The organism is Bacteroides sp. AF32-8BH, assembly GCF_003435205.1.
GTDB lineage: Bacteria > Bacteroidota > Bacteroidia > Bacteroidales > Bacteroidaceae > Bacteroides > Bacteroides ovatus.
In genome coordinates, this window is the sequence record NZ_QVLZ01000047.1 from 16886 (window position 1) to 30951 (window position 14066).

11 protein-coding genes are annotated in these 14066 nt (G+C 44.7%); 5 read left to right on the forward strand and 6 right to left on the reverse strand.

Going from position 1 to position 14066, the window contains the following annotated elements; genetic code table 11:
* Positions 1-528: 528 nt before the first annotated feature.
* Positions 529-1569, reverse strand: coding sequence for an N-acetylmuramoyl-L-alanine amidase (locus DWZ47_RS24875; RefSeq protein WP_117515033.1), 1041 nt, complete (start codon positions 1567-1569; stop codon positions 529-531).
* A 129-nt stretch (positions 1570-1698) separates the two neighbouring features.
* On the opposite strand from DWZ47_RS24875, the gene DWZ47_RS24880 reads away from it, so the two are divergent.
* Positions 1699-2979 (forward strand): O-acetylhomoserine aminocarboxypropyltransferase/cysteine synthase family protein, encoded by a 1281-nt coding sequence (locus DWZ47_RS24880; RefSeq protein WP_004306892.1) that lies wholly within the window; start codon positions 1699-1701, stop codon positions 2977-2979.
* A gap of 170 nt (positions 2980-3149) precedes the next feature.
* A complete protein-coding gene (locus DWZ47_RS24885) occupies positions 3150-3917 on the forward strand; it encodes an MBL fold metallo-hydrolase (RefSeq protein WP_032845269.1) in 768 nt (255 codons plus the stop codon).
* Between the two features lie 15 nt (positions 3918-3932).
* Here the strand turns inward: DWZ47_RS24885 and DWZ47_RS24890 are convergent, their stop codons facing one another.
* The 5 genes from DWZ47_RS24890 to DWZ47_RS24915 form a co-directional block, all read right to left on the reverse strand.
* A complete protein-coding gene (locus DWZ47_RS24890) occupies positions 3933-4823 on the reverse strand; it encodes a hypothetical protein (protein WP_008650396.1) in 891 nt (296 codons plus the stop codon).
* A gap of 91 nt (positions 4824-4914) precedes the next feature.
* Positions 4915-5541, reverse strand: coding sequence for an HU family DNA-binding protein (locus DWZ47_RS24895; RefSeq protein ID WP_004306889.1), 627 nt, complete (start codon positions 5539-5541; stop codon positions 4915-4917).
* A 284-nt stretch (positions 5542-5825) separates the two neighbouring features.
* A complete protein-coding gene (gene imm9, locus DWZ47_RS24905) occupies positions 5826-6332 on the reverse strand; it encodes an Imm9 family immunity protein (RefSeq protein WP_008650395.1) in 507 nt (168 codons plus the stop codon).
* A 234-nt stretch (positions 6333-6566) separates the two neighbouring features.
* The gene (locus DWZ47_RS24910; protein WP_099146383.1) at positions 6567-8816 is read right to left on the reverse strand and encodes an inorganic phosphate transporter; all 2250 of its coding nucleotides are present in this window, start codon (positions 8814-8816) and stop codon (positions 6567-6569) included.
* 482 nt (positions 8817-9298) lie between these two features.
* On the reverse strand, positions 9299-11386 hold the full coding sequence (locus tag DWZ47_RS24915) for an RNA degradosome polyphosphate kinase (RefSeq protein ID WP_004296808.1): 2088 nt from the start codon (positions 11384-11386) through the stop codon (positions 9299-9301).
* Positions 11387-11441: 55 nt separating this feature from the next.
* Between DWZ47_RS24915 and DWZ47_RS24920 the strand changes: the two genes are divergently transcribed.
* The 3 genes from DWZ47_RS24920 (at position 11442) to rfbB (ending at position 14063) form a co-directional block, all read left to right on the forward strand.
* Complete coding sequence (locus tag DWZ47_RS24920; protein WP_008650393.1) at positions 11442-11936, forward strand: metallophosphoesterase family protein; 495 nt, start codon at positions 11442-11444, stop codon at positions 11934-11936.
* A 99-nt stretch (positions 11937-12035) separates the two neighbouring features.
* Entirely contained in the window at positions 12036-12905 is an 870-nt protein-coding gene (gene rfbA / locus DWZ47_RS24925; protein ID WP_004296806.1) for a glucose-1-phosphate thymidylyltransferase RfbA, read from the forward strand.
* 21 nt (positions 12906-12926) lie between these two features.
* Entirely contained in the window at positions 12927-14063 is a 1137-nt protein-coding gene (gene rfbB, locus DWZ47_RS24930) for a dTDP-glucose 4,6-dehydratase (RefSeq protein WP_004296805.1), read from the forward strand.
* The last annotated feature ends 3 nt before the right edge of the window (positions 14064-14066 follow it).

Consider the following 14066-nt stretch of genomic DNA (forward strand, 5'->3'; position numbering starts at 1 on the left):
CTCGTTTCTTATTTGTAAGCCTGCCGTTTCTTTATATGTGACAAAAAAAACGGCACCTCGATTCACATCGCAGCACCGTCACAACACAAACACAAAATAAAACACGACAAAACTACTATGCAATCTTCCTGTCATGCCGGGGAGGCATACCTTGCTTGACTTATCTATATTCGCATACACACAAGAAGCTTTATCAGGCGATTTGCACAATAAATAACATAGATTTCCGGATTTTGTTCACAGGATTGATAAGATTTTATTCAATAATATGATAAGAAAATGAAATAACACGCCCTTTAAGGAATTCAAGAGAAACGAAAAAACGGTACCCCGATTCACATCGCAGCACCGTCACAACACAAACACAAAATAAAACACGACAAAACTACTATGCAATCTTCCTGTTATGCCGGGGAGGCATATTCACTAGCCTATATATATTCGCATACCTACAAGTAGCCATCAGGCGATTTGCATATATAAAACATTCAGATTTTTATTTTGTTCACGAAAGGAGAAGTAAAAATGTTATTTCTTCTCCTTATAGTCTTTCAGGAAGCCTTCCATCAGCCATTTGGCGAGTGCCTGACGATTGGAATTCATCACCAACCGACGCTGATCGAACGTATTCTGGATATTACCCAACTCCACAAAGACGGAAGCGGGAGTGGTATGGGAAAGTACGTATAAGTTACGCCCGCTTACTGTGCCGGAAAAGCCCCGGTTGGGTTGATGCTTATCATATTTTGACTCAAACGTATCTTTCATATTATTTGCCAATCGTTTGCTTTCTCCCTTTTTATTCGAATAATAGAAAAAGACATCCGTTTGTTTTCCCTTACTACGGCTATCAATATGAATAAAAATCGCCCTGCAATAAGAGTAGTTCTTACGGTCTTTCCGGTAAAGAGCGTTTATTTTATCACAGCGTTGCTGTAAGCGTTGCACCTGATTCAAAGGAATTGGATCACCCATACAAGTCTCCCGTTTACTGTTTGACAGGTATGAATCATCACGGATACCATCTTTAGCATCTTGAATGATAATACGGACTTCGGCCCCTTCCTGCATCAGGTTACGTGCCAGACGAAGGGCAATATCATAAGCGTATTCATCTTCGTGCAGTTCGTATTTACCAACTTTCCCGATAGCACCCGGATCAGGACCTCCATGCCCGCTGACCACATAGAAGCAAGCACCGGCAAGACGGTTGGAAGTGACTTTCACATCAGCCAGTTGTTTTCCAAACAGAGGCTGATTGAGGGTAGTTCCTATTTTTGTTGATTTAGCTTTCGGAGATTGTTGCTTTGTTCCGGAACTTTCGGAAGCTGATTTCTTGATGGGAGGAATAACATACGTCACGCCCACTTTAAGCACATTGTTCTTTCCCAGTTTCTGTTTATTCAGCTCAATAAAGTCGTCGTAATACTTCTTCGGAGAGCGGTTGTGCCTCAACAGAAAAGAAGAGATACCTTCACCCGCCTTCGGGGTTGCCTTCTGCTGTGCCCAAAGAGTTGTGCCCGAAAAAAGAAAAGCTAAGAATAAAAGAATATAGAGTTTATTTTTCATAACTACATTAACTATCTCCTTCGCAAGAGTATCATTTCACTCATAAACAGGGCAAAAATACAATTATTTTCCCTACTTTTGCAGCATTAAAACATTTTTTGAAATAAAACATTAAAACCCGATAACATTATGGCAAAACAATTCAAACCGGAAACCCTGTGTGTACAGGCAGGATGGACGCCTAAAAAAGGCGAACCACGCGTATTGCCCATCTATCAAAGTACAACTTTCAAATACGATACCAGCGAGCAGATGGCCCGCCTGTTCGACCTGGAAGACAGTGGTTACTTTTATACCCGCCTGCAAAATCCAACGAATGACGCTGTTGCCGCCAAAATCGCTGCCCTTGAAGGTGGTGTAGCCGCTATGCTGACTTCCAGCGGCCAGGCTGCCAACTTCTATGCCATTTTTAATATCTGTCAGGCAGGAGATCACTTTGTTTGCTCTTCCGCTATTTACGGAGGTACGTTCAACCTGTTTGGCGTGACTATGAAGAAGCTAGGCATCGATGTGACTTTCGTTAATCCGGATGCCAGCGAAGAAGAAATTTCTGCAGCTTTCAAACCGAATACAAAAGCTTTATTCGGTGAAACGATTTCCAACCCTTCTCTTGAAGTACTGGATATTGAGAAATTTGCACGCATCGCACACAGTCACGGGGTTCCCTTGATTGTTGACAACACTTTCCCGACCCCGATCAACTGCCGCCCATTTGAATGGGGAGCTGACATCGTGGTTCATTCTACTACCAAATACATGGACGGACACGCTACAAGCGTAGGTGGCTGTATCGTAGACAGCGGTAATTTTGACTGGGATGCTCATGCTGAAAAATTCCCGGGACTTTGTACTCCGGACGAGTCATACCACGGACTGACTTATACCAAAGCATTCGGCAAAGGTGCTTATATCACCAAAGCAACTGCCCAACTGATGCGTGACCTCGGCAGCATCCAAAGCCCGCAAAATTCTTTCTTATTGAATCTGGGACTTGAAACGTTGCACCTGCGTATGCCTCAACACTGCCGTAATGCGCAGAAAGTAGCCGAATATCTTTCTAAAAATGAGAAAGTTGCCTGGGTAAACTATTGCGGACTGCCGGACAATAAATATTACAGCCTTGCACAGAAATATATGCCGAATGGTTCCTGCGGAGTCATCTCCTTCGGACTGAAAGGCGGACGTGACGTATCTATCAAGTTTATGGATTCACTGGAATTCATTGCGATCGTTACTCACGTGGCGGATGCACGTAGTTGCGTGCTCCATCCGGCGAGCCATACTCACCGCCAGTTGACGGATGAGCAACTGATGGAAGCAGGTGTACGCCCGGACTTGATCCGTCTATCGGTAGGTATCGAAAATGCGGATGATATTATTGCTGATATCGAACAGGCATTGAACGCATAAGAATACCGTAAAGGCATAAAATAATAAGAGAAGGCACGGGAAATATTTCATTCCCGTACCTTCTTATTTTCCACAAAAAGAAAGTTAATTTCGCAAAGAATCATTTCAAATATGAACCGATAAATCTTCCCGGATGTTTATCTTTGCAGGGAACCAAATTCTGTACAGATATGAAAAAGAATCTATTATTAGCATTCGTATTATGCTTTTCTTACGGATTTTCTTATTCCCATTCATTTAACAACCCAACTAACCTGACTACAAAGATGCAAAACTTTGAAATGGATTCATTTACCACCCAAAATGGGAAAAGCCTGAAGATCACTTTCTTCAGACATGCGAGCTTATTGCTGGAATATGCAGGACAAAAAATATTCGTTGATCCAATATCCGATTACGCCGACTATACACAACAGCCGAAGGCGGATTTCATCCTGATTACGCATGAACATGGAGACCATTTCGATACCAAAGCAATAGCAGCTATCGAAACAAGCGGGACCAGAATTATTGCCAATCCTAATTGCCGGAAAATGCTGAACAGAGGACAGGAAATGAAGAACGGTGATGTGCTTCAATTGGCAGATGATATGAAACTGGAAGCCGTACCGGCCTATAATACGACTCCCGGCAGAGATAAGTTCCATCCCAAAGGACGTGACAACGGCTATATTCTTACTCTGGGAGGGACCCGCATCTATATCGCCGGAGATACAGAAGATATTCCAGAACTAAACCAAGTGAAAGATATTGATATCGCTTTCCTGCCAGTCAACCAACCCTACACCATGACACCGGAACAAGCGATACGTGCAACTCAAATTATCAAGCCGCACATTTTGTATCCTTATCATTACGGAGATACGGATATCAATAAAGTAAAAGAAGGATTGAAAAATGAGAAAACAACCGAAGTACGTATACGGGCTTTACAATAAAGCCCGTACAAATGATTACAAATCCTCCGCAGATAAACTGAAGATCATTGTATCCACCCAATATACAACCGTTCTATCTGCAGGTAAAACATCTTCGAGATAAGGTGAATCAGATACATCTTCCAACCATGCCGTAGTAATCGGACCTCTTTCTCTTGTAAGACTTTGAGTTCCTAAATACGGGCTAAAATTAAAGAAGGTGTGTTGTTTCTCTACATCATTTTCACCTTTATATGTAAAGACAAAAGCTTTTTTCTGTTTTCCAGCCAGTGAAGCCCATTCTATCCGATATGTCCCTTCAACAAGCACCTGTTCATCCTTTGTTTTATAGGTGAATTTCCCTCCTTCTCCTTCTTCAGATAAACGATACACATCATCCGGTCGTAACACACAGATATCTCCCTTATTAATAAAAGAATAAAAAGCCATTGCCGCATTCACCTTCTTCTGCAAGTCCTCTTCTGCGTCCAATAACAACATATCTTCACTAGGTCTGGACACTTGGAATTCAGGCTGGTCGAGACATGTAAATGTCAGTACACCATAAGAAACCGTAACAGGCAGCGTGACATAATTACCATCCTTATCACTAACAGTAACCGTTACTTTCCCTTTTTTACCGTGTGAGCTAAGCCATAACCTATTATCGTTGACTGTCGCCGTCACAATCGTTTCATCGGAGCTTTGCGCCGAGTAGCCACCTTTTCCATTAGCTATCCCGATATTCTCCGCTTCCCATCCATTAAGATACAGGACTGTAGAAGAAATCGTGTTCGTACAGGTTCCCGTTTCGTCGATTAATTCGGAACCGCTAAATAAAATAATCTCTGCATCATCTTGACAGGCTGATATACAAAAAGTCATGAGAGAGAGGAGAAAGAAGCCTAATAAAGTTTTTGTTTTCATATTTTCAGTGGTATGGTTAAATCGCGATTTATGTCATTGTTTTACAAAGATATAAAGTATTTGTAGAGTATCATCATACAAATATGATGAATTATGTTTTCTTTATATACACCCGATGTGTTCCTCTACCATCAATCCCGATACCGGAACCGGGTGTATACGCCCATTGACGCAATTCATTGGTAGCCGTTGTGCGCAGCAGACCTGTCAGTCTCCGGTATTCGTAGACCGTCAGAAAAGAATGTTCCTCCAGATATCTAACAGCCAATGCTAGTCGTTGCTCCGGTGTATACTTCTGTGAAGAGCGTTGCGACTTCCACGGAGCTCTTTCCAGCAGACATCTTCCGTTGATACGCCTCACCATCTTCCTGTCTACACGAAAGTTCACGCTCCCCACCACAATGCTTCGTGCGTTACGATGGGTTTCACCCTCTCCGGTCTTTTCGCGTTCTTTATCTTTGCATAACGCCAACGAAGGAGAGAATGTTCCGATACCATCCAGCTTCACAGACTTGCCTTCTGCCATCTGATGTGCCATTTCAATACCGATCTGTGTAATTACGCCTTCCACATCTCCGACATTAAAACCACTGCTGGATGCTATCTGACGTATTAAATCCTCGGTAGATACCTGATCTATCATTGCAAACCGAGGATAAAGTACCTGTTCGCCCGTTCCATGAATATCGGGCATTTCTTCCATTACGTACATTGCCATAATACTAAAGTTTATTTGAAATATTGATTATTAATAGAAAACTTACTCGCTATAGGTAGAAAACTTGTTCTCCCCTACAGGAAAAGTTGTTTTTCCTATAGGACAAACTAAAACCGCAAGTTCTGGTTTTATAACTGAAACTTCTGATTACATAATCAAAAGTTCCGGTTTTATAATCAGAACTTGCGGTTATAGTTTTCTTACCAACAAAGATACGTTTTCCTGCCGGGATAAGCAAGTTTAATCCCTATGAAAAAGAAGTTTGATTACAATTCAGTTACTTATCACCGTTTCTTTACTTTATATCCTTTCAGGGTAAAACCAACTTCAAACAGGTTCAAAAGGGCTATCCGGATGTTATCTTCTATATAAGTTCCCATATTATCATATTTTGCAAAGTTGACGGGAAGGAGTCTGTTATTCCTCCTAAAGCTTTCATCCGGTATTTTACCCGTAAAACGTCCTTTCTTCTTCACTCCCCAACGAATGGTTTTACTACAAGGAAGAGGTATACCTATCGTCAGTACTTTTTCTTTAGTTACCGTATCGGTGATTCCATGTTTCCAGATACTGATATGGTTGGCTCCCAAATAAGTGCCGATATAAAGGACAACGGTCAGCGTCCAATCGTCCAAAGCCTCATCGGTTTGAATACCATTCACCAAATCAGAGAAATAGCCTTCAACCATTTCTCTGTCAAAACAGTTTAGTTCAGGCCATTCACATTTCTCAAACAGTTGATGCACATTGACAGGAACCAGTAAGGTGGTTATTTCTAACTGATATTTCATTCATTTCGTTTTTATATCATTGCATCTAAAATCGTCTCAAGTATCTTATCGACTATAAATATACAATTTTACCAGATCAAATACTAAAGAATAGAGCTTTTTTTAAACCTATTTCTGAAAAAGAAAGGACTGTTTGATACACCCCCTCCTATGTAAACAGGGTTTATCAGACAGTCCTTTCCGTGCGGAGTATGATTCGTCCGTTATTCAGTGGACGATCCTTGCTTTTCGTCCTTACGGCATTTCAGTTTCTATCTGGAATTTACGGCTTACTTTCATCAAATTGATGGTATAAGTGACTACGTTCTGTGCTTCCTGAACCATCGTGAGATACACCATGCTCACCCGGATGCTTCCTGATTGGCTTTGGATGCGTTGCAGTTCCTTACGTTTCAATAGTGAAAGCTGTCCGTTGAGGTCGTTGGCACGACGGATTTCTTCTTCGAAGTCGTTGTACTCGTTGTTTTCCATTTTCTTACGACACTGCTGAATCAGATAGGTGATATCTTCGGATACATCGCTGAATTCACCTTTCTGGATGGCGTCCAATGGGTTGAAGTTGTTGTCGATATGTTCGAGGCAAGGTTCGCAGAGGCGGGAAATACTGTAGACCAATTCGCTGGCGAAGTCGTTGCCTTGATAGTAATAAAGTCCTTTTTCGAGTACGGTGTTATTGTCGAGACGACACATGGCGACGGTGCCCGAACGTTTCATCTGTTTGATGAGCTGTTTCTCAAATTTAGTGGACCCCATGGCACGACGCAATCCTCGCAGATTTTCATGAAGGAATGAAGTGACAGTCAGTTCGAAATTTGTTTCTGCATATTCCAATACTTTGGAAAGTTCTTCGCGGGTGTGCTTACGCATCAGTTGCAAGGCTTCTGTGCTGTCTGTGGTTTGCATCAGTTGCTTCAGCGTTTCGTTACCTTGTTCTTTCGCTTTGCGTTTCTTGTACATCACCTGGCTACGGATCAAGATGAATACAGCTATACCGATGAGGGCGATGATAGAGATGTTACCTCCATAATGGAGTACGAGAGCTACGAAGAAACAGATGGTGAAGGCGGCTCCGGCGGTGATGAACCAGCCTCCGATGACGCTTAATACGCCGGTGATACGGTAAACGGCTGAATCACGTCCCCAGGCGCGGTCGGCCAAAGAAGTACCCATAGCTACCATGAAGGTTACGTAGGTGGTGGAAAGGGGAAGTTTCAGGGAGGTTCCCAAGGCGATGAGCAGACCGGCCAATACCAGGTTGACAGAAGCGCGGACAAGGTCGAAAGCAGCTCCGTCGGCAATGATTGCTTCGTCTTTGCGGAAGCGGGAGTCAAGCCATTTTTTGCTGCCGTCCGGCATTATTCGGGAGATTCCATTGGCAAGTGTCATGCTGATGCGGACTACTGTGCGGGCGATCGGAGTACTTCCGAATGCTTCTTCTCCTTCATCTTGGCGGGAAAGGTCGACAGATGTTTTAATTACAGCATGTGCTTTTTTAGAGGTGCAGAGGGCGTAGACCATGACGGCTCCGGCTCCGATAAGAAAATACCACGGTGTTTTAGCAGGTCCCAGCAAGGAGGTCATCAGGAAGCCGTTCGGATTTCCTTCTCCGTTGGCGGTGTAATCTAAAAAAGAGGAGAAACCTGCGAGGGGAACGCCAATAAAGTTGACAAGGTCGTTACCGGCAAAAGCGAGAGCCAGAGCGAAGGTTCCCATCAGTACGACGACTTTGAAAACATTGATTTTCATCCAGTGAAGGATTTGCATCAGTACGGTGAAGAATACAAAGAAAACGGTGATTAGCATCAGTGTGTTGTCTTGTATCCAGTGTTTGTTTTCAGAGGTCATGAAGGAGCTGTCTTTCAGTCCTTTGATAAGCATGAAATAGATGATGGCAGTAGCGGCTATCCCCCCAAAGAGGGCGATGCTGTATTTCATCTTTTTCGTATAGTTGAAAGTGAATATCACACGGGCAAGCCATTGTACAAGCATTCCGAAGAAGAAGGCGATAGCGACGGAGACGAAGATCGCCATGATGACGGAGAGGGCTTTGTCGGTGTTTATGAGGTCGCCCAGACCGAGGGTATCGCTATTATGTACTTTGATAAGTGAGAGGGCAAAGGTACCTCCGAGTAGTTCAAAGACTAGTGAAACGGTGGTAGAGGTGGGCATCCCCATGGAGTTGAATACGTCCAGCAGTACTACGTCGGTCAACATGACGGCCAGCAGAATGCACATGATTTCGGCAAAGTAGAAGTGCTCGGGCTGGTAGATGCCGTGCCGGGCAATGTCCATCATACCGTTGGACAGGGAAGCGCCAATGAATATACCAATACCGGCTATGAAAAGAATGGTTTTAAACGAAGCGGCCTTGGCGCCTACCGCAGAGTTCAAAAAGTTAACTGCATCATTACTGACTCCGACTATCAGATCGAAAACAGCTAGTACAAAGAGGAAGATGATAATGCATAAATAAATAGTCTCCATAATAAATATATGTGTATGTTGTTTCCGGCTGCAAAGGACGGGATTTGACGTTGCAGGGAGGTGTCATACATGTTACATTTATGTTACAATCGTCTTTCTTTTGTCTCGTAATCGTCTTTCTTTTGTCTTGAAACAAAAGAAAGAAGCAAAGAAAAATTCAAGGCTGACTTTTTTCTCCTACTCGCTCCCTGCACTGCGCTAAAGGGCAGAAACTCGCTACGCTCAAACAGTCTGCCCTTTTTGACGCTCCGTTACGGGGGCTCGCTTGACGGAGAAAAAAGTAGGCCGGAGGGGCGTGCGGGGTGGGCGTTGTGGAGGAGGTTGCATGAGATGTCGGTGTGGTTGTTGCGAGGGAAGCCATGTAGTAAGGGCGTATAACGGGGGATGTGCAGCGGGAACGTTGCGGGAAGGCCGTGTGGGGCGTTGTAAGTTGCAGGACACGGGTATGGGATTCTTATGTTAGTTAATTAGTTGGTTGTTTTTTAGTTATTTGTTTTGTTTAACCAGTCATAGAAGGTGTATTGGGCTCGTACAGCGGGGGTGCCGGGCGCTCTTTTTTTGAATATATTTCGCAGGTTGTCGTCTACCCAGCAGGCTTTTTGGTTGTCGGCGAGCTGGATATTAAGCATTTCGATGAGGCTGTCACGCAGGTCGGGGGCGAGAATGGGGGTGATGGCTTCGATGCGGCGGTAGAGGTTACGACGCATCCAGTCGGGGGAGCCCATGAAGACTTTGGGTTTGCCGTCGTTGCCGAAGTACCAGATGCGGGCGTGTTCGAGGAAACTGTCTACAATACGGGTGACACGAATGTTACGACTGTATGACTGTCCGGGGATAAGACAACAGATTCCACGGACGATGAGGTCTATTTGTACGCCGTGTTCGGAGGCTTCGTAGAGACGGTCAATCATGGCGGGGTCTTGGAGGGCGTTCATTTTTAGGATGATACGGCCTTGTTTGCCTTCGTCGGCGAGGGCGATTTCCCGATCAATCAGGCGGTTCAATTCGGGGATGAGGTTGAAACGGGCGACAAGAAGGGTGGTGAACTTCGGGTCTTCTTTTCCTTGCAGGGTGCGGAAGAGGTTATAGAGGTCGGCCACTATCTTCGGGCGGCAGGTGAAAAGGCCACAGTCGGCGTAGAGGGTGGCGGTCTTTTCATTAAAGTTACCGGTGCTGATATAGGCGTAGCTGGGTATTTTTTCACCGTTCAGTCCGCGGCGGCGGATAAGGGCTACTTTGGCGTGTACTTTCAGACCGGGTATGCTGTATATTATTTTAATGCCGGCGGCTTGCATCATTTCGGCCGTGGCAAGGTTGTTTTCTTCGTCGAAACGGGCTTTCAGTTCCACGAATACGGTGACTTTCTTGCCGTTTTGGGCGGCGGCTATCAGGGTGTTGATGACGGCGGAGTTTTCAGCTACGCGGTATTGGGTTACCATGATTTCACGGGTTTCCGGGTTGTGCACGGCTTCATACAGGAAGTGGATGAAGTGCTCGAAAGAGTGATAAGGGTAATATAATAACAGGTCCTTCTTGGCAACGTAGTTGAAGATAGATTCTTTTTCGTCGAGGATGGTCAGCTTCATTGGCTTCGGCTTTTCGAGGCTGTGAAGAGATTTGTTCGGGTTGGGAAGATGACGCAGGTCTTCAAGATTCAGGTGCTTGTCGCCGGGGACAAGTTCATCACGCTGAATATGGAAGGCGTCTACCAGAAAGTCCAGAAAGTCATGAGGCATACCACGGTCGTAGACGAAACGGCAGACGTCACCGATCTTACGTTTCTTCACTTTCTTCTTGAGTTGAGCGACAAGGTCGGCACTGCTGGCGGTGTCGTCAATCAATATGTCAGCGTCACGGGAGATTTTGATGCAGTAGCTGGAATCAACATCGTAGCCGGGGAAAATAAGGTTGAGGTTTGCCTTGATTATATCTTCGGTAAACATCAGGTAATGGTTTTTCTCGCGGGATGGAAGTTCGATGAAGCGGGGCACTTTGGCGTAGGGTTGCTTCATCACGAAGTAAAGAGGTTGCCGGGATTCTGTCAGACTGGTAGTTCCTTCATTTCCTTCTTTCTTCGGATAGACTCGTATGGCCAGGTAAAGGCGGTTATCCCGCAGGAAGGAGACTATTTTATCTTTGGATACAGGCACAGGCTGCAGGTAGGGAAAAATTTCTTCCCGGAAAAAGTCTTTAATAAACTGCTGGTGGAACGGTTCTACATGTCTGTCCTGATAAAAGATGATGTGATTCTTGCGCAGGGCAGGTAGTAGTTTCTCTTCATAAATGCGTACACGGTCATCCAGCTGGCGGGTGACTTCTTTATTTATTTCTTCTACCAGTTCGCGGGCGGATTGTACGGTTTCTTCATCACTTTCCGTAGCGCCGGAGGCAACAGCTTTATGGTCGGCTACACGGATTTTGTAAAACTCTTCGAGGTTGGAAGAGTAGATAGAGATGAAGTTGATACGTTCGTAGAGCGGTAGACGCTCGTCCAGAGCCTCCAACAATACGCGATAATTAAATGAGAGCCAACTAATATCTCGCTTGAAATAATTATATTTGCTTTCCATGTGCTTTAAGATTTTTCCAAATATAGTATCTTTGTGGGATTAAACAAAGAAATTTATGACAAGAATTGGATTATTATCTGATACTCACGCTTACTGGGACGAGAAATATCTGGAATATTTTGAACCATGTGACGAAATCTGGCATGCCGGAGACATCGGTTCGCTGGAAGTAGCGGAAAGGTTAGCCGCCTTCCGTCCATTCCGGGCGGTATATGGAAATATTGACGGACAGGAAATCAGAAAGCTGTATCCGCAAATAAACCGTTTCACGGTAGATGGTGCAGAAGTGCTGATTAAACATATCGGCGGTTATCCGGGGAAATACGATCCTTCCATCATCGGCAGTCTGATGACACGTCCGCCCAAACTTTTTATCAGCGGACATTCTCATATATTAAAGGTGAAATATGATAAAACATTGGATATGTTGCATATTAATCCGGGAGCTGCCGGCATGTCCGGTTTCCACAAAGTACGGACTTTGGTACGTTTTGTTATCAACCAGGGGGCCTTTCAGGACTTGGAAGTCATCGAATTGGCGGACAAATAAAATAAATGTTCCTGCCAGATTGAAAAATTATTTTAAAATTTTGCCACGTCGGAATTCTTTCCGACCTTTGCACGCAGTTAATGAATAACTCAGACGAACATGAAAGGAATTATTCTAGCCGGTGGTAGTGCCACCCGACTTTATCCGCTCTCTAAAGCGATTTCCAAACAAATCATGCCTGTGTATGACAAGCCGATGATTTATTATCCGTTGTCAACACTTATGTTGGCAGGAATACGCGAAGTGTTGATTATTTCGACTCCACGCGATTTGCCGATGTTCCGCGACTTGTTGGGAACGGGTGAGGAACTGGGTATGTCTTTCTCCTATAAAATTCAGGAACAACCTAACGGACTGGCACAAGCTTTCGTATTGGGAGCCGATTTCCTGAACGGCGAACCGGGCTGTCTGATTCTTGGGGATAATATGTTTTACGGACAGGGCTTTTCCGCCATGCTCCGCCGGGCTGCCAATATAGAAAAGGGCGCCTGCATCTTCGGTTACTACGTGAAAGACCCGCGCGCTTATGGTGTAGTGGAATTTGACGAACAGGGAAAAGTGATTTCACTGGAAGAAAAGCCGGAAGTGCCGAAAAGCAATTATGCCGTTCCGGGACTTTATTTCTACGATGCCAGTGTGACGGAAAAAGCAGCGGCTCTTCGTCCTTCAGCACGTGGAGAGTATGAGATAACAGACTTGAACCGTCTGTATCTGGAAGAAGGTACATTGAAAGTGGAACTCTTCGGACGCGGATTTGCATGGCTCGATACGGGTAACTGCGACAGTCTGCTGGAAGCTTCCAACTTCGTGGCCACTATTCAGAACCGCCAAGGTTTTTACGTCAGCTGTATTGAAGAAATCGCCTGGCGTCAGGGATGGATTCCGACGGAGCAGTTGCTTCTACTGGGTCAACAGCTCGAAAAAACCGAGTATGGAAAGTACCTTATCGAATTGGCTAAACAATCCTAAAATCAACATAAAGAATAAAATATGAAAACTTATCTAGTGACCGGTGCCGCAGGATTTATCGGGGCAAATTACATCAAGTACATCTTAGCCAAACATAACGACATCAAAGTCGTGATATTGGACGCTTTGACGTATGCAGGTAACTTAGGAACGATTGCCAAAGACATCGACAACGAACGCTGTGTCTTTATCAAAGGAGACATTTGTAGCCGCGATGTGGTAGACGGTCTTTTTGCTGAGTATCGTTTTGACTATGTGGTGAATTTCGCTGCCGAGAGCCATGTGGACCGCAGCATTGAAAATCCGCAGCTGTTTCTGATTACCAACATTCTCGGAACACAGAACTTACTGGATTGTGCACGCCGTGCATGGGTGATGGGGAAAGACGAACAAGGATATCCGACCTGGAGAAAAGGTGTACGCTATCATCAGGTATCTACCGATGAGGTGTATGGCTCATTGGGAGCCGAAGGGTATTTCACTGAAGCAACTCCGCTTTGTCCTCACAGCCCATACAGTGCTTCTAAGACAAGTGCAGACATGGTGGTAATGGCTTACCACGACACTTATAAAATGCCGGTAACGATTACCCGTTGCTCCAACAACTACGGTCCGTACCACTTCCCGGAAAAATTGATTCCGTTGATTATCAAGAATATCCTCGAAGGAAAGCATCTCCCTGTCTACGGTGACGGTAGCAATGTGCGCGACTGGCTTTATGTGGAAGACCACTGCAAAGCAATCGACCTCGTTGTGCGTGAAGGTCAAGACGGAGAAGTGTACAACGTTGGTGGACACAACGAGAAAACAAACCTCGAAATCGTGAAACTGACAATTTCGACTATCCACCGTCTGATGGCAGAAAATCCCGAATATCGTCAGGTTCTCAAAAAGAAAGTGAAAGACGAAAACGGAGATATTTCGATCGAATGGATCAACGAAGATCTGATTACTTTCGTTAAAGACCGTCTGGGACACGACCAACGTTATGCTATCGACCCCACCAAGATAACAAATGCCTTAGGATGGTATCCCGAAACTAAATTCGAGGTCGGTATCGTAAAGACAATCGAATGGTATTTAGCCAACCAAGCCTGGGTGGAAGAAGTTACCAGCGGAGATTATCAGGGTTACTACGAAAAGATGTACGGGAAATGATTC

Bases quoted from the DNA above. Each gene is read 5' to 3' on its own strand.
- rfbA (WP_004296806.1), top strand. From the start codon at position 12,036: ATGAAAGGAATTATTCTAGCCGGTGGTAGTGCCACCCGACTTTATCCG.
- DWZ47_RS24885 (WP_032845269.1), top strand. From the start codon at position 3,150: ATGAAAAAGAATCTATTATTAGCATTCGTATTATGCTTTTCTTACGGA.
- rfbB (WP_004296805.1), top strand. From the start codon at position 12,927: ATGAAAACTTATCTAGTGACCGGTGCCGCAGGATTTATCGGGGCAAAT.
- DWZ47_RS24915 (WP_004296808.1), bottom strand. From the start codon at position 11,386: ATGGAAAGCAAATATAATTATTTCAAGCGAGATATTAGTTGGCTCTCA.
- DWZ47_RS24875 (WP_117515033.1), bottom strand. From the start codon at position 1,569: ATGAAAAATAAACTCTATATTCTTTTATTCTTAGCTTTTCTTTTTTCG.
- imm9 (WP_008650395.1), bottom strand. From the start codon at position 6,332: ATGAAATATCAGTTAGAAATAACCACCTTACTGGTTCCTGTCAATGTG.
- DWZ47_RS24895 (WP_004306889.1), bottom strand. From the start codon at position 5,541: ATGGCAATGTACGTAATGGAAGAAATGCCCGATATTCATGGAACGGGC.
- DWZ47_RS24880 (WP_004306892.1), top strand. From the start codon at position 1,699: ATGGCAAAACAATTCAAACCGGAAACCCTGTGTGTACAGGCAGGATGG.
- DWZ47_RS24920 (WP_008650393.1), top strand. From the start codon at position 11,442: ATGACAAGAATTGGATTATTATCTGATACTCACGCTTACTGGGACGAG.
- DWZ47_RS24910 (WP_099146383.1), bottom strand. From the start codon at position 8,816: ATGGAGACTATTTATTTATGCATTATCATCTTCCTCTTTGTACTAGCT.
- DWZ47_RS24890 (WP_008650396.1), bottom strand. From the start codon at position 4,823: ATGAAAACAAAAACTTTATTAGGCTTCTTTCTCCTCTCTCTCATGACT.